Source organism: Streptomyces sp. NBC_00370 (assembly GCF_036084755.1).
Taxonomy (GTDB): domain Bacteria; phylum Actinomycetota; class Actinomycetes; order Streptomycetales; family Streptomycetaceae; genus Streptomyces.
In genome coordinates this window covers 7,983,039-8,008,414 of sequence record NZ_CP107968.1, presented here as the reverse complement: position 1 = coordinate 8,008,414, position 25,376 = coordinate 7,983,039, and the positions used below count along the sequence as shown (strand labels likewise).

At 70.3% G+C, this 25,376-nt stretch carries 24 protein-coding genes; 11 read left to right on the top strand and 13 right to left on the bottom strand.

Features of this window, described 5'->3' with window-relative positions; translation table 11 throughout:
* Positions 1-28: 28 nt before the first annotated feature.
* Positions 29-1,255, bottom strand: a complete 1,227-nt coding sequence (locus OHS57_RS35065) for an MFS transporter (protein ID WP_041994585.1) — start codon at positions 1,253-1,255, stop codon at positions 29-31.
* A 156-nt stretch (positions 1,256-1,411) separates the two neighbouring features.
* Here OHS57_RS35065 and OHS57_RS35060 point away from each other — a divergent pair, with 156 nt between their 5' ends.
* Positions 1,412-1,873, top strand: coding sequence for a MarR family winged helix-turn-helix transcriptional regulator (locus tag OHS57_RS35060; protein WP_041994582.1), 462 nt, complete (start codon positions 1,412-1,414; stop codon positions 1,871-1,873).
* A gap of 105 nt (positions 1,874-1,978) precedes the next feature.
* Here OHS57_RS35060 and OHS57_RS35055 read toward each other — a convergent pair whose 3' ends face one another.
* Positions 1,979-2,230, bottom strand: a complete 252-nt coding sequence (locus OHS57_RS35055; protein WP_041994579.1) for a type B 50S ribosomal protein L31 — start codon at positions 2,228-2,230, stop codon at positions 1,979-1,981.
* 71 nt (positions 2,231-2,301) lie between these two features.
* Positions 2,302-2,466: a 50S ribosomal protein L33 gene (rpmG, locus tag OHS57_RS35050; protein ID WP_052457308.1), complete on the bottom strand. Its 165-nt coding sequence runs from the start codon at positions 2,464-2,466 to the stop codon at positions 2,302-2,304.
* Positions 2,467-2,678: 212 nt separating this feature from the next.
* Here rpmG and OHS57_RS35045 point away from each other — a divergent pair, with 212 nt between their 5' ends.
* Positions 2,679-3,320, top strand: coding sequence for a histidine phosphatase family protein (locus tag OHS57_RS35045; RefSeq protein ID WP_328584563.1), 642 nt, complete (start codon positions 2,679-2,681; stop codon positions 3,318-3,320).
* Positions 3,321-3,468: 148 nt separating this feature from the next.
* On the top strand, positions 3,469-4,950 hold the full coding sequence (locus OHS57_RS35040) for an MFS transporter (protein WP_041994572.1): 1,482 nt from the start codon (positions 3,469-3,471) through the stop codon (positions 4,948-4,950).
* Between the two features lie 74 nt (positions 4,951-5,024).
* Here the strand turns inward: OHS57_RS35040 and OHS57_RS35035 are convergent, their stop codons facing one another.
* The 3 genes from OHS57_RS35035 to OHS57_RS35025 all read right to left on the bottom strand — a co-directional run bounded on the left by OHS57_RS35035 (position 5,025) and on the right by OHS57_RS35025 (position 7,795).
* Positions 5,025-6,038, bottom strand: coding sequence for a hypothetical protein (locus OHS57_RS35035; RefSeq protein ID WP_328584562.1), 1,014 nt, complete (start codon positions 6,036-6,038; stop codon positions 5,025-5,027).
* A 300-nt stretch (positions 6,039-6,338) separates the two neighbouring features.
* Entirely contained in the window at positions 6,339-6,542 is a 204-nt protein-coding gene (locus tag OHS57_RS35030; protein ID WP_041994569.1) for a cold-shock protein, read from the bottom strand.
* A 269-nt stretch (positions 6,543-6,811) separates the two neighbouring features.
* Positions 6,812-7,795, bottom strand: a complete 984-nt coding sequence (locus OHS57_RS35025; protein WP_328584561.1) for an aldo/keto reductase — start codon at positions 7,793-7,795, stop codon at positions 6,812-6,814.
* A gap of 83 nt (positions 7,796-7,878) precedes the next feature.
* Between OHS57_RS35025 and OHS57_RS35020 the strand changes: the two genes are divergently transcribed.
* The 4 genes from OHS57_RS35020 to OHS57_RS35005 all read left to right on the top strand — a co-directional run bounded on the left by OHS57_RS35020 (position 7,879) and on the right by OHS57_RS35005 (position 11,819).
* Positions 7,879-8,499, top strand: coding sequence for a TetR/AcrR family transcriptional regulator (locus tag OHS57_RS35020; RefSeq protein WP_328585232.1), 621 nt, complete (start codon positions 7,879-7,881; stop codon positions 8,497-8,499).
* Between the two features lie 86 nt (positions 8,500-8,585).
* The gene (locus OHS57_RS35015; RefSeq protein WP_443043120.1) at positions 8,586-10,133 is read left to right on the top strand and encodes an MDR family MFS transporter; all 1,548 of its coding nucleotides are present in this window, start codon (positions 8,586-8,588) and stop codon (positions 10,131-10,133) included.
* Positions 10,134-10,212: 79 nt separating this feature from the next.
* Complete coding sequence (locus OHS57_RS35010; RefSeq protein ID WP_041994560.1) at positions 10,213-10,566, top strand: YciI family protein; 354 nt, start codon at positions 10,213-10,215, stop codon at positions 10,564-10,566.
* Positions 10,566-11,819, top strand: coding sequence for an RNA polymerase sigma factor (locus OHS57_RS35005; RefSeq protein WP_328584559.1), 1,254 nt, complete (start codon positions 10,566-10,568; stop codon positions 11,817-11,819). The genes OHS57_RS35010 and OHS57_RS35005 overlap by 1 nt, the downstream gene beginning before the upstream one ends.
* Before the next feature lie 23 nt (positions 11,820-11,842).
* Here OHS57_RS35005 and OHS57_RS35000 read toward each other — a convergent pair whose 3' ends face one another.
* From OHS57_RS35000 to OHS57_RS34975, 6 genes are all read right to left on the bottom strand, one after another.
* On the bottom strand, positions 11,843-12,415 hold the full coding sequence (locus OHS57_RS35000) for an anthrone oxygenase family protein (RefSeq protein WP_328584558.1): 573 nt from the start codon (positions 12,413-12,415) through the stop codon (positions 11,843-11,845).
* A 125-nt stretch (positions 12,416-12,540) separates the two neighbouring features.
* Positions 12,541-13,485: a methylenetetrahydrofolate reductase [NAD(P)H] gene (gene metF / locus OHS57_RS34995; protein WP_328584557.1), complete on the bottom strand. Its 945-nt coding sequence runs from the start codon at positions 13,483-13,485 to the stop codon at positions 12,541-12,543.
* A 168-nt stretch (positions 13,486-13,653) separates the two neighbouring features.
* Positions 13,654-14,496 (bottom strand): NAD(P)H-binding protein, encoded by an 843-nt coding sequence (locus OHS57_RS34990; RefSeq protein ID WP_328584556.1) that lies wholly within the window; start codon positions 14,494-14,496, stop codon positions 13,654-13,656.
* Positions 14,497-14,595: 99 nt separating this feature from the next.
* Complete coding sequence (locus OHS57_RS34985) at positions 14,596-15,168, bottom strand: cupin domain-containing protein (RefSeq protein ID WP_041994549.1); 573 nt, start codon at positions 15,166-15,168, stop codon at positions 14,596-14,598.
* Complete coding sequence (locus OHS57_RS34980; RefSeq protein ID WP_328584555.1) at positions 15,165-16,415, bottom strand: cytochrome P450; 1,251 nt, start codon at positions 16,413-16,415, stop codon at positions 15,165-15,167. Before OHS57_RS34980 ends, OHS57_RS34985 begins: the two co-directional genes overlap by 4 nt.
* Positions 16,416-16,417: 2 nt before the next feature.
* Positions 16,418-17,557 carry a type III polyketide synthase gene (locus tag OHS57_RS34975; protein WP_078863853.1) on the bottom strand — a complete coding sequence of 380 codons (1,140 nt, stop codon included), beginning with the start codon at positions 17,555-17,557 and terminating at the stop codon, positions 16,418-16,420.
* A 259-nt stretch (positions 17,558-17,816) separates the two neighbouring features.
* Between OHS57_RS34975 and OHS57_RS34970 the strand changes: the two genes are divergently transcribed.
* The 3 genes from OHS57_RS34970 (at position 17,817) to OHS57_RS34960 (ending at position 22,515) form a co-directional block, all read left to right on the top strand.
* Entirely contained in the window at positions 17,817-19,085 is a 1,269-nt protein-coding gene (locus OHS57_RS34970) for a cytochrome P450 (RefSeq protein ID WP_328584554.1), read from the top strand.
* Between the two features lie 107 nt (positions 19,086-19,192).
* A complete protein-coding gene (locus tag OHS57_RS34965; protein ID WP_328584553.1) occupies positions 19,193-20,491 on the top strand; it encodes an ATP-grasp domain-containing protein in 1,299 nt (432 codons plus the stop codon).
* Positions 20,491-22,515, top strand: coding sequence for a CocE/NonD family hydrolase (locus OHS57_RS34960; RefSeq protein WP_328584552.1), 2,025 nt, complete (start codon positions 20,491-20,493; stop codon positions 22,513-22,515). The genes OHS57_RS34965 and OHS57_RS34960 overlap by 1 nt, the downstream gene beginning before the upstream one ends.
* 18 nt (positions 22,516-22,533) lie before the next feature.
* Here OHS57_RS34960 and OHS57_RS34955 read toward each other — a convergent pair whose 3' ends face one another.
* The gene (locus OHS57_RS34955; protein WP_328584551.1) at positions 22,534-23,655 is read right to left on the bottom strand and encodes an enolase C-terminal domain-like protein; all 1,122 of its coding nucleotides are present in this window, start codon (positions 23,653-23,655) and stop codon (positions 22,534-22,536) included.
* Between the two features lie 206 nt (positions 23,656-23,861).
* Here OHS57_RS34955 and OHS57_RS34950 point away from each other — a divergent pair, with 206 nt between their 5' ends.
* Positions 23,862-25,352 (top strand): hydrolase, encoded by a 1,491-nt coding sequence (locus OHS57_RS34950; protein WP_328584550.1) that lies wholly within the window; start codon positions 23,862-23,864, stop codon positions 25,350-25,352.
* The last annotated feature ends 24 nt before the right edge of the window (positions 25,353-25,376 follow it).

The following is a 25,376-nucleotide window of genomic DNA, read 5'->3' as shown; positions in this document are numbered from 1 at the left end:
TCCCCCGTGTGAGCTGTGCCACCGCAAGTCAGCCCCGGGTGGCGGTGGGGACACCTTCCTCCTGCCGCCCGGCCACGACGGGCGACCCGGCGACCGGACGGCCCGCCGGGTGGGTACGGCGCTCAAGGGCGCCGGAGACGAGGGCGAGCGCGAGCGCCGAAGCGGCGAGTGCCGCGCCGACCCAGTTGGGCGCCGTATAGCCGAATCCGGCGGAGATGACGATGCCGCCGAGCCAGGCGGCGAGTGCGTTGCCGAGGTTGAAGGCGCCGATGTTGACGGCGGACGCCAGGGTCGGTGCCGCGGACGCCTGGTCGAGCACCCGCTTCTGCAGCGGCGGTACCGTCGCGAAGCCGAGGGCTCCGATCAGCAGGATCGTGACGGCGGAGGCGGCCTTGTTGTGGGCGGTGAGCGTGAACAGCGCCATGACGACGGCGAGCGAGCCGAGCGAGACGTAGAGCAGCGGCATCAGACGGCGGTCGGCGAACTTCCCGCCGACGAGGTTGCCCACGACCATGCCGACGCCGAGCAGCACCAGCAGCCAGGTGACGGAGGAGTCGGCGAAGCCGGCCGTCTCGGTCATCATCGGCGCGATGTAGGTGATCGCGGCGAAGACCGCGCCGAAGCCGAGGACCGTCATCGCCATGGCGAGCAGCACCTGCGCGTTGCGGAAGGCGGCCAGTTCGTGGCGCAGCCGTACACCCTGCGGCCTCGGCTGTTCCGGCACCAGCTTGGCGATGCCGACGAGACCGACGACGCCGAGGGCGGCGACGACGAAGAACGTGGCGCGCCAGCCGACGCTCTGTCCGATGTAGGTGCCGAGCGGTACGCCGACGACGTTGGCGACGGTGAGTCCGGTGAACATCATGGCGATGGCGCCGGCCTTCTTGTGCGGCGCGACCAGTCCCGCGGCGACGACGGAGCCGATCCCGAAGAACGCTCCGTGGGCGAGGGATGCCACGACACGCCCGGCCAGCATCATGCCGAAGCCGGTGGCGAGCGCGGACAGGACGTTACCGGCGACGAAGAACCCCATCAGGAGCATCAGCATGCGTTTGCGCGAGATCCGGGTGCCGAGGAGCGTCATCAGCGGTGCGCCGGCGACGACCCCGAGCGCGTAGCCGGTCACCAGCAGCCCCGCGGTCGGGATCGTGACACCGAAGTCGGCGGCGACGTCGGGGAGCAGCCCCATGATCACGAACTCGGTCGTGCCGATACCGAAGGCCCCGATGGCCAGGGCGATGAGTGCGAGCGGCATGGGCTGTCGCCTTTCCGAGGATGATTGCACGTGCGCTTAACAAGCGTCGACAATACTTGCACACGCCGACTACTTGCAAGCGCACTCTATTGCAGTCGTGCCCTATCCTGGACAGCAGCACCCGTACCGGCCGCACCCCCTCCCGCAGGAGCACGCATGACCGCCACCGACCCCGCGCTCACCGGCCTCGCCCAGGGCTGGTGCGCCCTCTCGCTGCTGCACGACAGGATCGAGAGCCACATAGAGCGCGCCCTTCAGGCGGCCCACGAGCTGAGCGCGCGCGAGTACTCGCTGCTGGACGTGCTCAGCAGACAGCACGACGGCGAGGGCGGCCATCTGCAGATGAAGCAGGTCGCCGAGGCCGTGGTGCTCAGCCAGAGCGCCACGACCCGGCTGGTGACCCGCCTTGAGGACCGCGGCCTGCTGGTCCGCTATCTCTGCCCCACCGACCGCAGGGGCATCTACACCAACGTGAGCGCCCCGGGTCTCGACCTGCTCGCCGAGGCACGGCCGACCAACGCCGCGGCGCTGCGCGAGGCGCTGGACGCCGCGGCGCGGCTGCCGCAGCTGGCTCCGCTGGTGCGGACCCTGGAATCCCTCGAAGCGCCGGTCGGCTGAGCGGACCGCGTCCCGCACCAGTACGCGAAAGAGCCGGGCAGCCCCCTCCTGGGGTGCTGCCCGGTTCTCGTGTCAGGCATTCAGGCGCGTCCGGCCGGTGTCAGGTCAGCCGCGGCCTGTCCCGTAGCGGCGTTCGAAGCGCTCCACGCGTCCTGCCGTGTCCACGACCCGGCCCTTGCCGGTGTAGAACGGATGGCTCGCGGAGGAGATCTCCACGTCGATGACGGGGTACGTGTTGCCGTCCTCCCACTCCACCCGCTGAGTCGAGTCAGCGGTGGAACGGGTCAGGAAGGCTGCTCCCGCGGCGCGGTCGCGGTAGACGACCGGACGGGAAACGGGGTGGATACGAGGCTTCATTACGTGATCCTTCCTCGGAACGACGATTGCGGAGTGACGGTCTCGGGCGCCCGGAACGGGCCGCCGCGCGGTCAGCGGGTCTCGCGGAACACGACGTGCTCGCCGGCCACGGAGTCGAACTTGCGCAGCTCCAGCCGGTCGGGGTCGTTCCTACGGTTCTTGCGCGTCACGTAGGTCTGTCCCGTACCCGCGGTGGAGCGCAGGGTGATGACCGGGCGGATCTCGCTGCGTGCCATGAACATCTCCAGACACTGTCTGTGAACGCCACCCCCGGCCTCAGCCGGGAATGGGTTTCGTTTGCATCAAGCGGTACATGCGGTGTAACGCGACGACCCCCGGTGGCATTCCCGCCATGTCCCGTCCGCCGTTACAGGGGACACTGGTGGCGAGCAGGCCGCCGGGGACTCCGGCGGCAGGACGGTCAGACAGCGGGAAGTGGGCGGCACCGATGGGTGAGTTGATCCTCGTACGGCACGGCGAGACCGCCTGGTCCCTCTCCGGGCAGCACACCGGCCTCACCGACCTCCCGCTCACCGAGAACGGTGAGAGACAGGCCGTCGCCGTCGTGCCGCTGCTGGCGGGGCTCAAAATCGGGCTGACGCTGGTCAGCCCGGCGCAGCGGACCCGGCGCACCGCCGAGCTGGCCGGTCTCGACCCCTACGAGGTCGTACCGGATCTGCACGAGTGGGACTACGGCGGCTACGAGGGCGTCACGACCGAGGAGATCTACGAGACCCGGCCCGGCTGGGACCTGTGGACCGACGGAGTGACGCCCGGCCCCGCCGACCACCCGGGCGAGGGCCCGGCGGCGGTCGGTGAGCGCGCCGACCGGGTGCTCACCAGGGTCCTGGAGGCGCTGCGCACCTCGGACGACGACGTCGTGCTCGTGTCGCACGGCCACTTCCTGCGCGTGCTCACCGCCCGCTACCTCGGTCTCGCGCCGGCCGGCGGCGGGTACTTCAAGCTGGAGACCGGCACGATCTCCCGGCTCGGCACCGAGCACGACCGCCCGGTGATGACCGCGTGGAACGTGGAGATCCCGCAGGATCTCCAGCGCTCGGCCGAGCAGGAGAAGGCGGACGTGGCCTGACCCGGAACGGCCTCGATTTCGCTCCCTTCGCCCCCTTCGTTCGGCACGGCGCTGCGGGAAAGTACCCCGTTTATGCAGTTTGATCATCGGGTACCCGCAGCCAGCACCGTTGACGCCGGTGGAGCCGCTGTCCAGCAGGAGGCAGAGTATGAGCCGTTCCGGAGCCCCCACGATGGGGACCATCACCACCAAGGTCCCGTCGAGGCTCGACCGCCTCCCGTGGTCCCGATGGCACTGGATGATCGTGATCGGACTGGGGACGGTCTGGATCCTGGACGGTCTCGAAGTCACCGTCGTCGGGAACATCGCGAGCCGGCTGTCGGAGGACGGCAGCGGACTGCCGATCTCCGACTCGCAGGTCACGGGTCTGGCCGCCGCGCTGTATGTGGCGGGCTCCTGTTCGGGCGCGCTGTTCTTCGGCTGGCTCACCGACCGGTTCGGCCGCAAGAAGCTCTTCCTCATCACCCTCGCCGTCTATCTCGCGGCGACGGCGGCGACGGCGCTCTCCTTCTCCGTCTGGTGGTTCTTCCTCTTCCGCTTCCTCACCGGCTTCGGCATCGGCGGCGAGTACGCGGCCATCAACTCGGCGATCGACGAGCTGATTCCGAGCAAGTACCGGGGCCGGGTCGACCTCATCATCAACGGCAGCTACTGGCTCGGCGCGATGGGCGGCGCCCTGCTCTCCGTGCTGGCTCTGAACACCGACATCTTCCCGAAGGACGTCGGCTGGCGGCTCACCTTCGCCCTCGGGGTCGTACTCGGCCTGGTCATCCTGCTGGTCAGGCGGCATGTCCCGGAGAGCCCCCGGTGGATGTTCATCCACGGGCAGTCGGAGGGCGCGAACGAACTCGTCGACGGCGTGGAGCGGCAGATCGAGGCGGAGAAGGGCAAGCCGCTGCCCGAGCCCGGATCGGCCATCACCATCGAACAGCGCCGCTCCGTCGGGTTCGGCGAGATCGCCACGTCGCTCTTCCAGCAGTACCCCAAGCGGGCGATTCTCGGCTTCTCGCTCTTCGTCGGACAGGCGTTCCTCTACAACGCCATCACCTTCGGCTTCGGCTCGATCCTGGTGAACTTCTTCGACGTCTCCAGCGGTTCGACGGGCTACTTCTTCGCCGCCATCGCCTTCGGCAACTTCCTGGGCCCGCTGCTGCTCGGCCGGCTCTTCGACACCGTGGGCCGCCGGAAGATGATCTCGGGCACCTACATCCTCTCCGGCCTGCTGCTGTTCGTCACCGCCTGGGTCTTCAACAGCGGCTGGCTCAACGCGACGACCATGACCATCTGCTGGGCCGGGGTGCTGTTCTTCGCCTCGGCGGGCGCCAGCTCCGCGTATCTGACGGTCAGCGAGGTCTTCCCGATGGAGACCCGCGCCATGGCCATCGCGTTCTTCTACGCGATCGGCACGGCGGCCGGCGGTATCTCGGGCCCGCTGCTCTTCTCCAGCCTCACGTCGAGCGGGAACGTCGGTGACGCGGTCATCGCGTTCTGCATCGGCGCCTCCCTGATGGTGCTCGCGGGCCTGGTCGCCGTGGTCTTCGCGGTGGCGGCCGAGGGCAAGTCCCTCGAAGACATCGCGGCGCCACTGTCCGCCCGTAAACCGACCGACGGCGACACCCCGACGGCCTAGCGGTCTCGGTACAGCGGCGCGCCCCCCGACGGACGGATCCGTCGGGGGGCGCGCCGCTGTACCGCTCGCGCGGGTCAGGCGTCGGTGGGGGCACCCGCCGTCTTCTGCCGGCGGCTCAGCGCCGAGCCGGACAGGACAGCGGCGAGTACGGCGCAGACCACGGCGGCCGTGGTCGCCCAGCCGAACGAGTCGCCCAGGCTGTTCGCCAGCAGGTGGACGGTGCCGAAGCCGGCCGCCACCGAGTGGGCCGCCACGATCGCGACCGCCGCCAGGGCGCTCGCCGCCCAGACCCAGACCGTGTCCTGGACCGCCAGCAGGACGGCCAGCACCAGACACAGGACGGTGACGACGAGCGACACGCCGTTGGCGTACCCGCCGGACCGCAGCCCGGCGAAGTCGGTCGGCAGATGGATCACGCCGATCACGAGCAGCGCGACGGCGGCGGGCCAGCGCAGCACCGAGCGCAGGGCGGGCGAGACCGTACGGTCGGCCGTCCTGCCGACGACCGGGTTGGTACGCCGCCGCGGGGCCGCGGGAGCCGCGGGCGCGCCGGAGGCCGTGCTCGTACGCGCGGCCCCGACCGGCGGAACCGGCGCTTCCAGCCGCGCGGCGGGCTCGGGCTGCCGCTCCTGCGCCGCACGCTCGGCGAACCGCTGCTCCTCGGCGCCCGCGCCGGGCCTCTCATCGGCGTGGCCGTCCGCCGGGGGCGCGCTGCGGGGAGCGGCCGTGGCGCCCGACTCGTCCTCCTCGGAACCGAGGATGTTCACCAGCTGGGCGACGTCCTCGATGGACCGGCCGACCGCGACGGCGCGCAGCGCCGTGTCGGCCTCGTCGGTCTCGTGCGGGGGCTCGTTGAGCATGGCGACGAGCTGCCTGACCTCGTCGACCGGGCGGGACACCGCTGCGGCCCGCAGCGCCTCGTCACCGGGGCTGGGGAACTCTCCGGTGCGCTTGAGGAGACTGACCAGCGCGGCGACCTCGTCCAGGGGCCGGATGGTGGCCGCCGTCCAGAGCAGGGTTCGTATGGGCTCGTTGCCGGGCTCCACGGGCAGATCGTCGTTCTGTACGGGCTGGGGGTCAAGAGACATGGCGCGGCTCCCTTTGCCGAACTCCATGGGTGGCACACACCCTGTTGGTCACCGCACGTCCGCGAGGACGCACGCTTTGTTACATAACACCCCGGTACCGCACCATTGCGCCATCTGGGACAGGCATAAGAGGGGCGTGAGGGCGCCGACCTGGAGAAACGGCCGCCTTCCTGCGGGGTGTGGCGGGGGCGTGTGCCGGGGGCGTGTGCCGGAAACGCGGCGGGCGCCGGTCCGGTGGGGATTCCCACCGGGCCGGCGCCCTGTCGTCCGTGCCCCTGGGGGCGTGGTCCGACTGCGGTGTTACGAGGGGAGGATGTTCTCCGCCTGCGGGCCCTTCTGGCCCTGCGTGACGTCGAAGGTGACCTTCTGGCCTTCCTGGAGCTCACGGAAGCCCGACGTCGCGATGTTCGAGTAGTGCGCGAAGACGTCGGGGCCGCCGCCGTCCTGCGCGATGAAGCCGAAGCCCTTTTCCGAGTTGAACCACTTCACTGTGCCACTGGCCATGCCGAAAACTCCGAATCTGGGACGCAAGGTTCCCGCACGGTACGGAAACCCGGAGGTGATCGCCTTGGTCCGCAGAGACGCTGAACAGCACAAACGCCCGTGACTGCACGTCACGGGCGAGCGGTACTTCGGAACCACGACAGCTGATCAAGACGCTACATGGCCGGACGCGATACAGCCACAGAAACGACCAACTCTTGCGTCCGTGCCGCCTGTCCGGCCACTTCCAGCCCCGTCCAGCCATCCGTATCGTCCGAATATTCGGATTTTTACCAGCGCGGATGGATCGACGCCCTCAGCCGTCGGTCGTACAGCTCCTGAACGGCGTCGAGCGTCGCCTCCGGCAGCGGGGCGAGCGCGGCGGCCGCTCCGTTGGCGCGTGCCTGTGCCACGGAACGGGCGCCGGGGATGACGCTGGTGACGCCCGGCTGCTGGATGATCCAGCGCAGCGCGGTCTGCGCCGGGGTCGCACCCTCGGGGGCCAGTTCGCCGAATTCGGCGGCGGCTGCGAGACCCGTCTCGAAGTCGATGCCGGAGAACGTCTCGCCCTGGTCGAAGGCCTCGCCGTGCCGGTTGAACGTGCGGTGGTCGTCGGCGGCGAAGACCGTGTCCTTGGTGTACTTCCCGGTCAGCAGCCCGGAGGCGAGCGGGACGCGCGCGACGATGCCGACGCCGGCGGCGCGCGCCGCGGGCAGCACCTCTTCGAGCGGCTTGAGCCGGAACGGGTTGAGGATGATCTGTACGCTCGCCACGCCCGGCCTGGCGATGGCGGCGAGCGCCTCGGCGCAGGTCTCGACACTGACCGCGTAGGCGGCGATCCGCCGCTCGGCGACGAGGGTGTCGAGCGCGCCGAAGACCGCGTCGGTCGCGTAGGCGGCCGTGGGCGGGCAGTGCAGCTGCACCAGATCGAGGGTGTCCAAGCCCAGGTTGGTCCGTGAGCGGTCGTTCCACGCCCGGAAGTTGTCGAGGGAGTAGTTCTCCGTCAGCTGTTCGGCCCTGCGGCCCATCTTGGTGGCGACGAAGATCCCGGCGTCCGGGCGCTCCTTGAGGTAGCGGCCGATCAGCTGCTCGCTGCGGCCGTCGCCGTACACGTCGGCGGTGTCGAAGAAGGTCACGCCCGACTCGACGGCGGCGTCGAGGACGGCGAAGGCGTCCGCCTCGCTGACATCGCCCCAGTCGGCGCCCAGTTGCCAGGTGCCCAGTCCGACGACCGAGACATCACGCTTTGTCCTGCCCAGTACACGTTGCTCCATGGCGGGCAGCCTACGTGGCCGGGAAGCAGCCGCCCGAACGGGCGGCCGACATTGATTTTGCAGGCTCTGCACTTTTGCGTACTCTGCAACATGTGGTGAACAAGGGGCCCGGACCCGGTCTGCGCGAGCGCAAGAAGCTCGCGACGCGTACCGCTCTCGCCGAGGCGGCGGTACGGCTCGCGGCGGAACACGGCGCGGAGAACGTGACCGTCGAGGCGATCAGCGAGGCGGCCGGCGTATCGGCGCGCACGTTCTTCAACTACTTCGACAGCCACGACGACGCGTTCGTGATGATCGACCGCGAGGTCGGCGAGCGGATCCGGCGCGCCGTGCGCGATGCGCCGGCGGCGCTGTCGCCGCTCGAAGCCGTACGCGGCGCGTTCGCCGCCGAACTGGCCGACGTGGCGGAGCGCCACGAGATATGGAATCTGCGCGCCCAGGTCCTCCAGCGCTCCCCGCATCTGCTGGTGCGCGGGCTCGGTGTGCACATGGCCGAGGAGCTGGAGCTGGCCGAGGCGATCCAGACCCGGCTCGGTGACGCCGGTCCCACGGCGCCCGATCTCTATCCGAGGCTGCTGGCCGCCGTCGCCGGCACCGCCGTACGGGTCAGCGTCGAGCACTGGTCGGCGCGCGCCCCCGACGCCGCTTTCCCGGACGTGTTCCAGGAGACCTTCGACCGGCTGGCCGCCGGTCTCACCCCCTGACCGCGCTCTCCCGCGCACCCGACCATGGACCGAAGAAGAAGGACAACGTGACCGCTATCGAGGCGCCGGAAGAGACGCCTACCGCCATGTCCAACCGCCAGATACTCCAGGCGATGTCCGGACTCATGGCAGGAATGTTCGTCGCCATCCTGGCCAGTACCGTCGTGGCCAACGCGCTGCCCCGGATCATCGCCGACCTCGGCGCCAGCCAGTCCTCGTACACCTGGGTCGTCACCGCCGAGCTGCTGGCCATGACGGCGACCGTGCCGCTGTGGGGCAAGCTCTCCGACCTCTTCAACAAGAAGCTGCTGCTGCAGCTGTCGCTGTGCATGTTCGTCGCCGGTTCGCTGCTGGCCGGCTTCTCGCAGGGCGTCGGGCTGCTCATCTTCAGCCGTGTCGTCCAGGGCGCGGGCGCCGGCGGTCTCACCGCGCTCGCCCAGGTCGTCATGGCGGCGGTCATCCCGCCGCGCCGGCTCGGCAAGTACTCCGGCATCTTCGGCGCCGTCTTCGCCGTCGGCACCGTCGCCGGCCCGCTGATCGGCGGGGTGCTGGTCGACACGTCATGGCTGGGCTGGCGCTGGTGCTTCTTCATCGGCGTGCCCTTCGCGCTGGCCGCCATCCTGCTGCTCCAGCGCACGCTTCAGCTGCCCACCACCCGGCGCGAGGTCAAGATCGACTTCCTGGGTGCCTTCCTGATCATCGCCGGGGTCTGCTCGCTGCTCATCTGGACGACCCTCGCGGGCAACCAGTTCGACTGGGCGTCCTGGCAGACGGCCGCGCTGACCGGCGCGGGTGTCGTCCTGCTGGTGGCCGCCGTGCTGGTGGAGATGCGCGTCCCCGAGCCGATCATCCCGCTGACCATCTTCCGCAACCGCACCATCACGCTGACCACGGTCGCGAGCCTGCTGGTCGGTGTGGCCATGTTCGGCGGCACCGTCTTCCTCTCGCAGTACTTCCAGATATCGCTGGGCAAGTCCCCGACGGTGGCCGGGCTGATGAGCCTGCCGATGATCCTCGGTCTGCTGGTGTCCTCGACCGTCGCCGGGCAGATCATCAGCGCCACGGGGAAGTGGAAGCGGTACCTGGTCGCGGGCGCCGTGATCATGACCGTGGGTCTCGGACTGCTGTCGACCATCGGCGCCGACACCGGCTTCGGCACCCTCAGCCTCTACATGGCGATCCTCGGCATCGGGATCGGCATGCTGATGCAGAACCTGGTGCTCGCGGCGCAGAACGACGTACCGGCTGCCCAGCTCGGCTCGGCCACGTCCGTCCTGTCGTTCTTCCGGAGCATGGGCGGCACGATCGGCACCAGCGTGCTGGGCGCCGTGCTCGCCAACCGGGTGTCGGCCGAGATGGCCAAGAGCCTCGGCGAGTCGGGACAGACGCAGTCCGGCGGTTCCGGCAGCGGCGCCGTGCCCGACCTGTCCAAGCTCCCCGCCGCCATGCGCGAGATCGTGGAGCATGCCTACGGTGTGGCGACGGCCGATCTGTTCCTGGTCGCGGCGCCGTTCGCGCTGCTCGCCCTGATCACAGTGGTCTTCATCAAGGAGAAGCCGCTGAAGACCACCAACGGTATGCAGCGGCTGGCCGAGGAGGAGGCGGAGACCGCTCCGCCGGCGCCAGTAGGCTGAGGGCGTCGATCCGGCCGTGGTCCGTTCGTACAGAGGGTGAGAGCCGGAGAAACCGGCACCACGGCGGAGGAGGACCACCATGAAGCAGTATCTGCTCAGCGTCATGCAGCCCGGAGGGGAGCCGCCGGCGCCCGAGGTGCTGGCGGACATCGGCCGTAATCTCGACGCCTTCCACGCGGAGCTGAAGGCCGCGGGGGCGTGGGTCTTCGCGGGTGGACTGCACTCCCCCGAGACGGCGACCGTCGTACGGTCGCACGGCACGGAGACCCTGGTCACCGACGGCCCGTACACCGAGAGCAAGGAATTCCTCGGCGGCCTGTGCATCGTCAACGCGCCCGATCTCGACGCCGCGCTGGCCTGGGGACGCAAGGCGGCGCTCGCGACCACCCTGCCCATCGAGGTCCGCCCGTTCCACGGCGGGACCGGGGCTTGATGGCATCCGGTCGGGCGGTGGGCGCCCGGGAGGCCGAAAGGGTCTTCCGGGCCGCCTACGGCCGCGCGGTGGCCGTCCTGGTCCGGGTCTTCGGTGACATCGACATCGCCGAGGAAGCGGTCCAGGACGCGTTCACCACGGCCCTCGAACGGTGGCCCGCCGACGGGCTGCCGCCGAGCCCGGCCGGCTGGATCGTCACCACCGCCAAGAACCGCGCGATCGACCGGCTGCGCCGCGAGTCGTCCCGCACCGACCGGCACCTCCAGGCGGCCCTGCTGCACGCCCGCGACGAACCGGCCGACGAGGGGCCCGTACGGGACGACCGGCTGCGGCTGATCTTCACCTGCTGCCATCCCGCCCTGTCCGAGCAGGCCCGGGTCGCGCTGACGCTGCGGCTGCTCGGCGGGCTCACCACGGCCGAGATCGCGCGGGCGTTCCTGGTCCCCGAGCCGACCATGGCCCAGCGGCTGGTGCGGGCCAAGGCCAAGATCAGGGACGCCGGGATCCCGTACCGGATCCCGGCCGAGGCCGATCTGCCCGAGCGGGTACGCGGCGTGCTGGCCGTGGTGTACCTGATCTTCAACGAGGGCTACGCGGCCAGCTCGGGCGACGACCTGATCCGCGAGGACCTGTCCACGGAGGCCGTCCGGCTCGGCCGGCTGCTGGCCGACCTGCTGCCGGACGACCCGGAGGTCATGGGCCTGCTGGCGCTGATGCTGCTCATCGAGTCCCGCCGGCCGGCCCGCACCGCCCCTGACGTGGGTCTGGTGCCGCTGGCCGAGCAGGACAGGAGCCGGTGGGACGGCGCGCTGATCGCCGAGGGCCAGGCGCTGGCGCGGCGGTGCGTCGAGGGCGGCCGGCCGGGCCCGTACCAGATCCAGGCGGCGGTCAACGCGGTGCACAGCGAGGCACCCACCGTGGCGGACACGGACTGGGAGCAGATCCTGCGGCTCTACGACCAGCTGCTGGTCCTCAGCCCGAGCCCGGTCGTGGCGCTCAACCGGGCAGTCGCCGTGGCCGAGGTCGAAGGGCCGCGGACCGCGCTGGCGCTCGTGGACGCCCTCGATCTGGACGGCTACCACGCCTTCCACGCCGTCCGCGCCGACCTGCTGCGCCGGCTGGGCCGGATCCCGGAGGCGGCGGCCGCGTACGACGCGGCGCGTGCGCACACACGCAACGCGGCGGAGCGGGACTTCCTGCGGCGCAGCCGGGCCTCGCTGACGATGCGCCGGCCGCGTCCGGACAGCGGCTGACTCCCGCTCGGACGCTCGGACGCTCAGCCGGGCAGCCGAGTTGTCCGGCCGCCGGCTCCCGCGAGCAGCAGGGCGCGGGTGAGGACGCCGAGGGCCGCGGTGCAGAGCAGGGTGCGGGCGATGTTGGTCGTGGCCCAGGTGGACCTGAAGTCGTCGACGACGGAGAAGTCAGTGATCCGGCCGGGGTCTCCGGCGGCGGCCAGCTCGTCGTTGAGCGGGATGTCCACGGCGAAGGTGATGATCAGGGCCATGAGATAGAGCGCGGCCGCCGCCCCGGCCCAGCGGGCGACCGGACGCCGGCCACCGACGTGTGCCAGCACGGCCGCCAGGGCCGTCACCACCAGCGCGGCACTGAAGACCAGCATGAACAGTCCGCTGCCGTCGATGGCCGCGTTGAAGTTCTGCATGGCCTCGGCGTACGTACGGTCGTCGGTGTGCGCGAGGCCGGGCATCACGGAAATGTCGAAGGCGAAGAAGAGGCCCGCCATCAGCCCCGTCGTCACGGTGGCGATCGTCAGCAGCGGCACGGTGGCGCGGGCCTGCCGTCGCGGGGTGGTGGTGGGCGTGGTCGGCGTGGTCGTCCGGTCGAAGCTCATGGAGCCAGTCAAGTGCGGCCCGGGACGCGGGAACATGGCCCCGGATCTCAGGTCCATGTTCCCGCGTCCAACCGCCCGCATGTCCAACCGCGTCCGGAGCCCCGTCGTGCCGGCCGGGACCGCCGTCAGCGCGGGGCGAGCACCTGCGCGTTGCCGCGCGGCGCGCTCACACCCAGATTCTGGTGAATCTCCAGCGTCGCCGTGGACCGGTTCAGGGTGATGTAGTGCAGCCCGGGTGCGCCCTCGGCCAGGAGCCGTTCGGCCATGGCCGTCGCGTACTCCACACCGATGCGATGACCCGCTTCCGCGTCGCCGCGCGCCGCCTCCAGCCGCTCGGCCAGCTCGGCGGGGAAGCGCGCGTCGCTCAGTTCGGCGAAGCGCTTGATCTGCCGCGCGTCGGTGGCCGGCATGATCTCCGGGATGATCGGGGTCGTGCAGCCCGTCGCGGCGATCCGGTCCCGCAGCCGCAGGTAGTCGTCCACGTCGAAGAACATCTGGGTGATGGCGTAGTCGGCGCCCGCCCGGCACTTGGCGACGAAGTGGCGCACGTCGCTGTCCCAGTCGGGCGAGCGCGGATGGCGCTCGGGGAAGGCCGCGACGCCGACCGTGAAGTCGCCCAACTCCCTGATGAGGGTGACCAGTTCGCTGGCCTGGGCGAAGCCTTCCGGATGGCGCACCCACTCGGCGCGCGGGTCGCCCGGCGGGTCGCCGCGCAGGGCGAGGACATCCCGGATGCCGGCGTCCGCGTACTGGCCGACGATATGGCGCAGTTCGGCGACGGAGTGGCCGACGGCCGTGAGGTGGGCGACGGGGCGCAGTGTGGTCTCGGCGGCGATGCGCTTGGTCACGTCGATCGTCCGGTCACGCGACGAGCCGCCGGCGCCGTAGGTCACGGAGACGAAGGAAGGGGCGAGGGGCTCGATGCGCCGGATCGCGTTCCAGAGCGTGCGCTCGCCGGCCTCGGTCTTCGGCGGGAAGAACTCGAAGGAGTACGAGCGCCCGCCCCCGGCCAGCAGGGCGCGCAGCCCCGGCCCCCGGTCGTGCGGACGGTCTGTGGTCTCTGCCGCCATGGCAGGGTTCCTCCCTGGATTCGCGCCGCGCTCCGCCGTCTCGGACGGTGCTCGTGCGCACACACTAACCGTGATGGGCGCGCGGGCAGCGGAGCTGTCCAGAAACGGTCGTTCCCGGTGGCCCGGGAACGACCGTACGGGCTCCAGGGGGCGCCGTGGGGCACCCGGTCAGCCGTGCCACACCCCGGTGGCGGCAGCGTCGCGGGCGAAGTCCGCGAAGTCACGAGGCTCGCGCCCGAGGACTTCGCGCACGTCCTCGGTGACGTGAGCGTTGCGGCCGTCGAGGATCAGCCCGAACAGCTCGGCGAAGTCGGCGGGCAGCCCGTTCCGCACCAGCTCGGCCCGGTAGTCGTCGAGGGTGACCGGGATGTACGTGATGTCGCGTCCGGTGGCCTTGGACAGCTCGGCCGCGACGTCGCCGGAGCTGAGCAGCCGGGGCCCGGAGAGTTCGTACGTCCTGCCGATGTGCCGGTCGTCGGTGAGCGCGGCCGTCACGACGTCGGCGATGTCGTCGGCGTCGACGAACGGCTCGACGGCGTCCCCGGTCGGCAGGGCCAGCTCACCGGCGCGTACGGGCTCCAGGAAGAAGCTCTCGCTGAAGTTCTGGGCGAACCAGTTCGCCCGGACCACCGTCCAGTCGGCGCCGGACTCCTTCATCCGGTCCTCCGACGCGTGCGCGCCCTCCTCGCCGCGGCCGGAGAGCAGCACCAGCCTGCGGGCGCCGCTCGCCACGGCGCGTTCGGCGAAGGCGCCGACCGCTTCGGCGGCGCCGGGGAAGCCGAGGTCCGGGTAGTAGGTGACGTAGACGGCGCCGATGCCCTCCAGCGCCGCAGCCCAGGTGTCCGGTTCCTCCCAGACGAAGGGGCGCGCCGCGCCGCGCGAGCCGATCCGCACCGGGATGTGCCGCGCGGTGAGGCGGTCGGCGACCCGGCGACCGGTCTTGCCGGTGCCGCCGATCACCAGGGTGTGGGTGTGGTGTGCGGTGTTCGGAATCTGCTGTGTTTCGGTCATGCGTCCAGTCAAGTGCCGGGCCGCCCGGCGGCCCATGGCCACGAAGCTCAGCTCCATACGCGTGCGTCCACGCGGCTGCCGGCGGCGGCCCGGCCCTCGTCAGGCGTCGTGGCGCAGCGGGGTGAGCTGTTCGATGTCGTAGCGCACCCGCAGGTCGGCGATGGCCTCGGGATCCGGCGGCCGGTCCTCCTTGAGGATGTCCAGCAGCTCCTCGAAGTACCGTTCGTGGTCGGTGGGCGGTGACGCCTGGAAGAACATCGTGGCCGGGCTGTCGCCCCGGTTGGCGAAGGCGTGCGGACAGCCCGGCGGTACGACGATGACCGTGCCCCTGGTGGCCCGTACCGCCTTGAGTCCTGACTCCGACTCCCAGTGCCGCCAGTCGCCGGTCAGGACGCGCGGCTCGAAGGCCAGTACGTCCAGTTCGCCGTCGAGGACGTAGAACAGTTCCTCGCTGTGGGTGTGCCGGTGGGCGCCGACGTCGAAGCCCGGGGGGACGACGACCTCGAAGCTGGAGGAGACCCGGGAGTGCTCGCCGGTGACCTTGAAGGTCACTTCCTGGGCCGCCGTCCGGATGGTGGTTCCGGCGCCCGGCGGCACCACAAGCCCCTCGGTGGCGCGAGCCCCTGTCGTCGCTCCGGTCGGTGTGGGACGGGTGGCTGTCAGGTCGGTCATCCGGCGCTCCCCGCGGTGTCCCAGGTGACGGGCAGGGTCTCGGGGCCCCGGATGAGCGCGCCCCTGCGCCAGCGGACCTCCTCGGGCGGTACGGCGAGGCGCAGCCCCGGCAGCCGGTCCAGCAGGGTGGCGAGGGTGATCCTCGACTCCAGCCTGGCCAGCATCGGGCCCACGCAGTAGTGCGGGCCGTGGCCGAAGGCGAGGTGCGGGGTCGGACCACGGTCGAAGTCGAGCCGTTCGGGGTCGGCGAAGACGTCCGGGTCCCGGTTGGCGGTGAGGTACGAGGCGTAGACGGCCTCGCCAGGGCTGATCCGTACGCCGCTGACGGTGACGTCCTCCATGGCGATACGGGCCAGGCCCACTCCGTTGCGGTGCGGGATGAAGCGCAGGAGTTCCTCGATGGCCGCGGGCATCAGGGCTGGTTCGGCGCGCAGCCGGGCCAGCTGCTCGGGGTGGGTGAGCAGGGCGTAGAGCATGTTGGCGCTGTTGTTGGTCACCGCGTGCGCGCCGCTGACCTGGATGAGGACGGCCAGCGCGACGGCTTCGGCGAGGGTCAGCTCGTCGGCCGCCACGGCCTGCGAGAGCTGCGCGGCGAGATCGTCGTCCTCGGTGGCCCGGGGGCGGCCCAGCAGCTCGGTGAAGTAGCCGCCGATCTCCTCCTTGGCCTGGTCGCTGTGGGCGCGGCCGTGCGCCGACGACAGGATCGAGGAGGTCCAGCCGCGCATCAGGTGGCGGTCCTGCTCGGGGACGCCCATGATCTCGCTGACCACGGCGAGCGGGAAGGGCCCGTTGACATGGGTCATCAGGTCGGCGGGCGCGCCCTCGCGCTCCATGGCGTCCACCAGCTCGTCCATGATCCGCTGGGCGCGCAGCTCGACCCGGGCGACGCTGCGGGAGGTGAACGCCTTGGCGACCGAGCGGCGCAGCCGCGTGTGGTCGGGCGGGTCGGCGAAGCCCACGGCGCCGTCGAGCGGAATGAAGTGCGGGGCCAGCCGGGTGACGGAGCGTCCGACGACGGCCTGCCGGCTGAAGCGCAGGTCGTTGGTGACGGCCTTGACGTCCTCGTAGCGGGTGACGAGCCAGGCGTACCCCTCCCCGTTGGGGAGCCGGATCCGGGTGATCGGATCCTCGCGCAGCATGTCGTCGAGGAACGGGTCGAAGTCGAGGCCCGGCAGGTCGGGTACGGCCCAGAAGCGTACCGGCGCCGTCTCTCCGGTCGGGGTTGTCTCGTCGGTCGTGCTTGTCATCGTCAGCTCACCGGTTCGGTCGCGGGGGTCTCTTCTGGTCTTCGGACGGGCGTGGTCAGAACTTGACGGTCCGTCAGGGTGAGTCCTGCCGCGGTGTCCGTGGTCCACCTGCCGAGGCCCATCTCGGCGGTGATGCCGGGCCCGAAGCCGGCGATGATGCCCTGGGCCCCGTCGCTCACGCCGCCCTCGTCGAAGAGCCTGCGGACGGCGTCGAGGACGACGGCGCTGGCGATGTTCCCGTACTCGGTGAGCGTGGCCCTGCTGAACCGGAAGGCCTCGGGAGGGACTTCGAGGTAGTGGCTGAGGTCGTCGAGGATGCGCGGGCCGCCTGCGTGGATGATGTAGAAGTCGAGTCCGGTGGCGTCCCAGCCGTGTTCGGCCGCCATCGCGCGCAGCGCGGGCGCCAGCGGTTCCATCGTGCCGGGCACCCGCTTGTCCAGCAGGAAGTGGAAGCCGGTGGCGCGGACGCTGTAGGCGATCCAGTCGGTGGTGTCGGGCACCAGGTGGGAGGCGTTGCGCTCCAGCGCGATTCCGGTGCCGCCCTTGCCGCGTACGACGGCGGCGGCGACGGCGTCCCCGAACAGCCCGTTGGACAGCAGCGAGCCGACGCCGAGGTCCGCGGGCTGGTAGCAGAGGGAGCAGAACTCACAGGCCACGATGAGGACGTTGGCCTCGGGGTAGGCCGCGCAGAAGTCGTGCGCCCTGTTGATGGCGGCGCCGCCCGCCGCGCAGCCGAGCTGGGCGATCGGGAGCTGACGGGTGTGGCTGGGGAAGCCCATGGTGTTGATGAGCCAGGCCGTCAGCGAGGGCATCATGAAACCCGTGCAGGACACATAGACAATCATGTCGATGTCCTGCGCACGCAACTCGGCATGGCGGAGTGCGTCGTTGACGACGGCGGGCACCCGCGACTTCGCCTCGGCCTCGTAGAGCCGGTTGCGGTCCTCGAAACCGGGGTGCTTCAGCGTCTCCTCGATGGGCTGCACGAGATGCCGCTTCGCTACTCCGGTGTTGGCGATCAGCCTTAGCGCCAGCGGGAGTTGAGGGTGGTCCGGATGCAGCGAGCGTGCGAGGTCGAGCGTGTCTTCCATTGTGATCACATGCTCAGGAACAGAGACTGCGGGTTTGCACAGGGTCGCCACGACACGCTCTCCTTCGTTGGTTCATGGTGAATTGCGGCCCGACTCCGGCCCACACTCCGGGCTGCTCCGGCAGCCCGCAACCCGGGGCTCGTGCCGGTACGGCTCCGCTCGGGTGACTACGCAGCGTGCGCGCGTGGCGGGCGTGACACCAGGTAAGACATGGAGACGGAGATCCGACCAGCCATCCCCACGAGTGGTTCCGGCACGCAGAGTGACCGCCGGGCGACCGCAGTCACCGAGCACCGGGAGACCCGCAGCCATGACGAGTGAACCGATGACCGAGCAGGTGCCGGCGGAGGGACCCGCCGCCGTCTCCTGTCCCGTCGCGCACACCCGGCCCGCCGCACACAGCTGGCCCCTGGACGACCTGCCGGCGCTGGACTTCGATCCGCTGCTGTCCGACCTGCTCGCCCACGAGCCGGTCGCCCGGGTCAGTCTGCCGTTCGGCGCGGAGCGCGTGGCATGGCTGGTGACGCGGTACGAGGACGTCAGAACGGTCACGTCCGACCCGCGGTTCAGCCGCAGCGCCCTGCTGGAGCGCGAGGTGACCGGCGCGACGGGCCATCGGGTGGCGTCCAAGGCGGCGCTGAACTACGCCGATCCGCCGTACCACACCAAGCTGCGCAAGGTGGTGACCCGGGCCTTCACCGGCCACAACACCAAGCGGCTGCGGCCGCTGGCGCAGCGCACCGCCGACGAGCTGTTCGACGCGATGGAGCGGCAGGGTCCGCCGGCCGATCTGATGGAGCGGCTGCACGGCCCCTTCCCGCTGGCCGTGGTGTGCGACCTGCTGGGTGTGCCGCACGACGAGCGGGCGCGGTTCGCCGCGTGGCCGGACCTGGTCCTCTCGTCGGGTCCAGGGCCCGAGCGCAGCAAGGCGGCCAAGGCCCAGATCAAGGAGTACGTCGAGGAGCTGCTGGCGAGACGGCGTGCGGAGCCGGCCGAGGATCTGGCGGGGGTGCTCGCCGAGGCGCTGGCGCAGGGTGAGATCACGGCCGAGGAGGCGGTGTCGCTGGCGACGGCGGTGCTGGTCAGCGGCGCGCACGCGGTCCGCAACAACAGCGCCAACATGGTGTATCTGCTGCTGACCCGGCCGGAGCTGATGGCGCGTCTGCGGGCCGAACCCGGACTGTTGCCGCAGGCGGTGGACGAACTGCTGCGCTACATCCCGCACCGCAACGGGGTCGGGCTGCCGCGTATCGCCACCGAGGACGTGGAGATCGGCGGGGTGCTGATCCGGGCGGGTGACGCCGTGTACGCGTCGTACCTGGCCGCGAACCGCGATCCGGCGGTCTTCGCCGAGCCGGACTCCGTCGACTTCGACCGGCAGGGCGTCGCGCACATGGCGTTCGGCCACGGCCCGCACCACTGCATGGGCGCGATGCTCAGCCGGATGGAGTCCGAGGTGATGATCGCCGGTCTCCTGACCCGCTTCCCGGAGCTGCGGCTGACCGGTCCTGCCGGGAGTACGCCCTGGCAGCGCAAGGGGCTCATCCGCGGGCCGAAATCACTGGTGGTCAGCTGGTAGCCGGGAGGCGGAACTCCACGCGCGGTGTGAGAACGGATCGGTCGGGCACCCGAAAATTTAGCCCGGTACGCCGTGCCGGGCTGTTCGCCGCCGACAGGGAGTTTTTGATGGTTCCGGCCAACATATTCGTCATGGGGCTCGACGACCTCAACAAGGAGACGCTGGAAAGGGTGCCGGGCGCCGACCGGTACCGTTTCCGGCCCTTGCTGACGATCGAGGAGTTGCAGTTCGGCGACATCGACATCGCCGGACTGCTGGCCAAGGCGGAGAAGCAGCTGGATGATTTCGACGGCCCGGTCGACGCCATTGTGGGCTACTGGGATTTCCCGGTGAGTTCGCTGGTCCCGATCCTGTGTGAGAAGTACGGGCTGCGGAGCACGAGCCTGGAGTCGATCATCAAGTGCGAGCACAAGTACTGGAGCCGCCTCGAACAGCAAAAGGTCATCAGCGAGATCCCCGGCTTCGGGATTGTCGACCTCGAAGGCGAGGCGGCCGTTCCCGAAGGGCTGCGCTATCCGCTCTGGCTGAAGCCGGTCAAGTCCTTCTCCTCCGATCTGGCCTTCGGGGTCGACGACGAGAAGGAGTTCCAGGAGGCCGTCGCCGAGATACGTGACGGTATTTCCCGTATCGGCGAGCCCTTCGAGACGGTCCTGAGCCATCTGCACATTCCCGCCGAGATCTCCGAGGTCGGCGGTCAGGCCTGTCTGGCGGAAGAAGCCCTGACGGGGGCACAGGTGGCGGTCGAGGGGTATGTGTACGACGGCGAGGTGACGGTGTACGGGGCGCTCGACTCCCTCACCTATCCGGACAGCGCCTGCTTTCTGCGCCACCAGTATCCGTCCAGCCTGCCCGACGGTGTGGTCCAGCGGCTCAAGGACATCTCGGTCCGGGTGATCCAGCAGATCGGACTCAACTCGGTGACCTTCAGCATCGAGTACTTCTACAACGCGGAGACCGACGAGATCGGTCTGCTGGAGATCAATCCCCGGCATTCCCAGTCACATGCCGAAATGTTCGAGTACGTGGACGGTGTGTCCAACCATCACTGCATGCTGCGGCTCGCCCTCGGTGACGCTCCTCATATGCCGGACGAGAAGGGGCCGTACGAGGTCGCGGCCAAGTGGTACTACCGCCGGTTCGAGGACGGCGTGGCGCGCCGTGTCCCCGACGCCGACGAAATCAAGCGGATCGAGGCGGAGATCCCCGGCGTGACCATCGACGTCGTTCCTGAGCCGGGCCAGCGACTCTCCGACATGCCGGGACAGGACAGTTACAGCTTCGAGCTGGCGCACCTCTTCATCGGCGCGGCGAGCGAGGCCGATCTCTGCGCCAAGTACGAACGGTGCGTCGAAATGATGAATTTCGAGATCGACGGCGGAACGACAGAAGGAGATGAGTCACGGTAATGCGTTCGGTGACCGACCTGCCCCACCCCGTCAAGGAAGAGGAGCACGTCTGGATCCCCGTCTCGGACGGCATCCGGCTCTCCGCGCACGTGTGGCGGCCGGTGTCGTCGGACGACGACCCGGTGCCCGCGGTGCTGGAGTACATCCCGTACCGCAAGCGGGACCTGTCCTCGGTCCGGGACTCCATTCACCACCCGTACATGGCGGGGCACGGGTACGCCTGTGTCCGGGTCGACATCCGGGGCACGGGCGAGTCCGAGGGCGTCCTCCTCGACGAGTACCTGGAGACGGAGCAGCGCGACGCCGAGCATGTGCTGGCCTGGCTCGCCGAGCAGCCGTGGTGCGACGGGCGGCTCGGCATGATGGGCATCTCCTGGGGTGCTTTCAGCGCGCTCCAGGTGGCCGCCCGGCGCCCGCCGGGGCTCCAGGCGATCGTCATCGCGTCGTTCACCGACGACCGGTACGCCGACGACATGCACTACATGGGCGGCTGCATGCTGTCCGACAACCTCGCAGAGGCGGGCACGATGTTCGCCTACGCCACCTGTCCCCCCGACCCCGCACTGGTGGGTGACCGGTGGCGGGAGATGTGGCTGGAGCGGCTGGAGGGCAGCGGTCCGTGGGTGGCCGAGTGGCTGCGCCACCAGCAGCGCGACGACTACTGGCGCCACGCCTCGGTGTGTGAGGACTACCCGGCGGTGGAGTGCGCCGTGCTGGCGTCCAGCGGCTGGGCGGACGGCTACTCCAACGCGGTGAGCCGGGTGCTGGAGCATCTTGACGCGCCGCGCAAGGGGCTGATCGGTCCGTGGTCGCACAAGTTCCCCCATCTCGGGGAGCCGGGCCCGGCGATCGGCTATCTGCAGGAAGTCGTGCGGTGGTGGGACCACTGGCTGAAGGACGTTGACAACGGGGCCATGGACGGTCCGATGCTGCGGACGTACATGCAGGACAGCGTGCCGCCTTCGACCTCGTACGAGGAGCGTCCCGGGCGCTGGGTGAGCGAGGCCGAGTGGCCGTCGCCGAAGATCGAGCGGATCAGCACCTCGCTGGCGCCGCACCGGATCGCCGGGCCCGACGAGGAGGTCCCCGAGTCGGTCCTGTCCGTCCAGTCGCCGCTGTCGGTCGGGCAGTTCGCCGGCAAGTGGGCGTCGTACAACGCGCCGCCGGACCTGCCCTACGACCAGCGCGAGGAGGACGGCGGTTCGCTCGTCTTCGACAGCGACGAGCTGACGGAGCGGCTGGAGATCCTCGGCGCACCCACCGTCGAGCTCGACGTCGCGGTGAACGAGCCGGTCGCGATGATCGCGGCGCGACTGTCGGACGTCGCCCCGGACGGCCGGGCGACCAGGGTCAGTTACGGGCTGCTGAACCTCACCCACCGCTCAGGACTCGACGCGCCCGAGCCGCTCGAACCGGGCCGCCGCTACCGGGTGCAGGTGCAACTCAACGGTGTGGCTCAGGCGTTCCCGCCGGGACACCGCGTCCGGCTCTCGCTCTCGACGTCGTACTGGCCGCTCGCCTGGCCGCCGCCCCGGCCCGTGCGGCTGTCCGTGTACACGGGGCACAGCTCGCTGTCGCTGCCGGTACGTCCCGTGGACGGCGCCGACCACGACGGCGGACGGCCGTTCGGCGAGCCCGAGGGGGCGCCGCCGATCACCACCACGCTGAAGCAGCCGCCGGAGCAGCGCTGGACGGTCTCCCGTGACCTGGTGAACTACCACTCGGCGCTGGAGATCGTCAAGGACAACGGGGTCACCCACTACGACGACATCAACCTCGACGCGGGCAAGCGGGCCTTCGAGCGGTACTCCTCGGTCGCCGACGACTTCTCCTCCGTACGGGGCGAGTCGACGTGGACGATGACGTTCGGCCGCGACGAGTGGCAGACGCGTACCGTCACCAGCACGGAACTCACCTCCGACGAGCACGAGTTCCGGCTGCATGCCACGCTCGACGCGTACGAGGGGGCCCAGCGGGTGTTCTCGCGGAACTGGAGCCTCGCCTTCCCGCGCGAGCTGTGCTGACCGGGTACGCCGCGCCGGTCAGCCGGTCCTGTGCCGCTGCGCGTCGACGCGTTTGAAGGTCAGTCCCAGCCCCGGCGCCCCTGAGGCGCCGGGGCTGACGGCACCGCCCGCCGGGTCGAGCACTCCGTCGAAGAAGTCGCTCTCGACGCGCACATGGTCGTGGAACCACTCCAGGTGCCGGACGTTGGGGACGGCCGCCGCCACCTGCGCGTGGAGCTGGGGCGCGCGGTGGCCCGAGATCTCCAGGCCGTGCGCCTCGGCGACGGCGGCGACGCGAAGCCAGCCGGTGATGCCGCCGCAGCGGGTGACATCGGCCTGGAGGCAGTCGACGGCGCGTGCGTCGGCCATCCGGGCGAAGTAGGGCAGGTCGTGGCCGTGTCCGCCGGCGGTGACCTCGGCGGTGACGGAGTCACGGATCTCGCGGAGCCCCGGCAGGTCGTCCGAAGGAACTGGTTCCTCGAACCAGCTGACGACGTCGTCGGCGAACGCCTCGGCGACCCTGACCGCCTGCTTGCGGCTGTACGCGCCGGCCGCGTCGACGTACAGTTCGCACTCGTCGCCGACGATCTGGCGTGCCAGATGGATCCGGTCGAGGTCGCGCTGGGGCGCGCCGCCCCAGGACTCGCCGATCCTGATCTTGACGCGTGGGACGGCGAGTTCCTCGGTCCAGCCGCGCAGCTGTTCCTCCAGCTGCCGCAGGCCGTCGCCGACGAAGCCGCCGCTGCCGTAGACCGGGACCCGCGGCCGTACCGAGCCGAGCAGGGCGGCCAGCGGCAGGCCGATGACCCGGGCCTTCAGGTCCCACAGGGCGATGTCGACGGCGGAGAGCGCACAGCCGGCGATCCCGGAGCGGCCCGTGTCGCGCAGCGCGCGGCTCATCGCCCGGTGGGCCGCGGGCACGTCGTACACTCCGCTTCCGGTTACGGTCCCGGCGAGCTGGCCGGTGATCACGGAAGCGACGGCCGGCGGGCCGTACGTCCAGCCGAGGCCGGTGACATCGCCGCTGACGGCTTCGACGAGGACCAGCGTGGTGGCGGTCCACGCGTACGTGCCGTCGGACTCGGGGCGCTCGGTGGGCACGGTGTAGACGGAGACGTCGAGGCGCTCGACCGTGGGTCCTGAACCGGCTGTGGTGTTCATCGTCAGCACATTACCTTCCGTCACCGACCGTCCGGCGTGCGTGACGGCGGCGTGGCCGCCGTACGACGGGTCGGGCGGCGGAGGCCGGACAATGTTCATCGATCTGTAGCGCTGCGGTCTTCCGCTTCCGGGGTCTACGCGCGCAGAATCATCTTTCGCAACTGCCCCGCACCCTCTTCACCCCACCCCCATACGGAGGTTGACGGATGCCCAGAACGCGGATACTCAGATCAAGGAAGTCCCGCCTGCTGCTTGCCGCGACGGCCACGGCGCTCGGCGTCGTCGCGGCAGGACCCGGCCTCTCGGCCACAGCGGCGGCCCCCGTGGCGGCCTCTGCGGCGGCGCCCGCCGCTGCCGCGGCGACGCACCGGGTGCTCTTCGACAACTCCAAGGCCGAACAGGCCGGTAACGCCGACTGGGTCATCAGCAGCAGCCAGCCCGACCCGCTGTCGCAGGACTCCTCGCCGTCGAGCGAGACGGACTGGACCGGCGGGCTGTCCTCCTGGGGCGTGGCGCTCCAGAAGACCGGTGACTACAGCCTCAAGACGCTGCCCAGCGGCAGCACCATCACCTACGGCGGCTCCGGCGCGCTCGACCTGAAGAACTTCGACACGTTCGTGCTGCCCGAGCCGAACATCCGGCTCAGCACGGCCGAGAAGACCGCGGTGCTGAAGTTCGTCCAGGCGGGCGGCGGTCTCTTCTTGATCTCCGACCACAACAACAGCGACCGCAACAACGACGGCTACGACTCCCCCAAGGTCATCAACGACCTGATGACCAGCAACGGCGTCGACAACACCGACCCGTTCGGCTTCTCCGTCGATCTGCTCGACGTCAGCTCCGGTACGCCCAAGGCGATCACCGACAGCTCCAACCCCGTACTGAACGGTGCCTTCGGCAAGGTGACGGGCAGTCTGATCGCCGACGGCACGACGTTCACCCTGAAGCCGGCCGACAATTCGGCGGTCAAGGGCCTGGTCTGGCGTTCCGGTTCCAGCCAGACCGGCACGACCGGGGCGTTCTTCGTGACCAGCACCTTCGGCAGCGGCCGGGTGGCGATCTGGGGCGACAGCTCGCCGGTCGACGACGGCACGGGCGCGTCGGGCGACACGCTGTACGACGGCTGGAACGACTCGTCGGCGACCAACGCCGCCCTCGCGCTCAACGCCACGGCGTGGCTGTCCGGCGAGGGGTCGACCGGTGGCGGTGGAGGCGGCGGGAACGGCGACTGCGCCGCGGGTCAGCTGCTGGCCAACCCCGGTTTCGAGTCGGGTAATTCGGGCTGGAGCGCCACCTCGGGCGTCATCACGTCCAGCACCGGCGAGGCGGCCCACGGCGGTTCGTACAAGGCCTGGCTCAACGGCCACGGCACGGCCAACACCAACACGCTCGCGCAGTCGGTGACCATCCCCGCGGGCTGCGCCGCCTCGCTCAGCTTCTGGCTGCACATCGACTCGGCGGAGACCGGCAGCACCGCCTACGACACCCTCAAGGCGCAGGTGGTGAACAGCTCGGGGACCGTACTCTCCACCCTGGCCACGTACTCCAACACCAACGCCGCCAGTGGCTACACCAAGCGCACCTTCGACCTCAGCGGTTACGCGGGCCAGACGGTCACGGTGAAGTTCACCGGCACCGAAGGCACGAAGCTGAAGACCTCGTTCGTGGTGGACGACGCCGCGCTCGACGTGAGCTGACCGCTCGACGCCGGCTGACCCGCG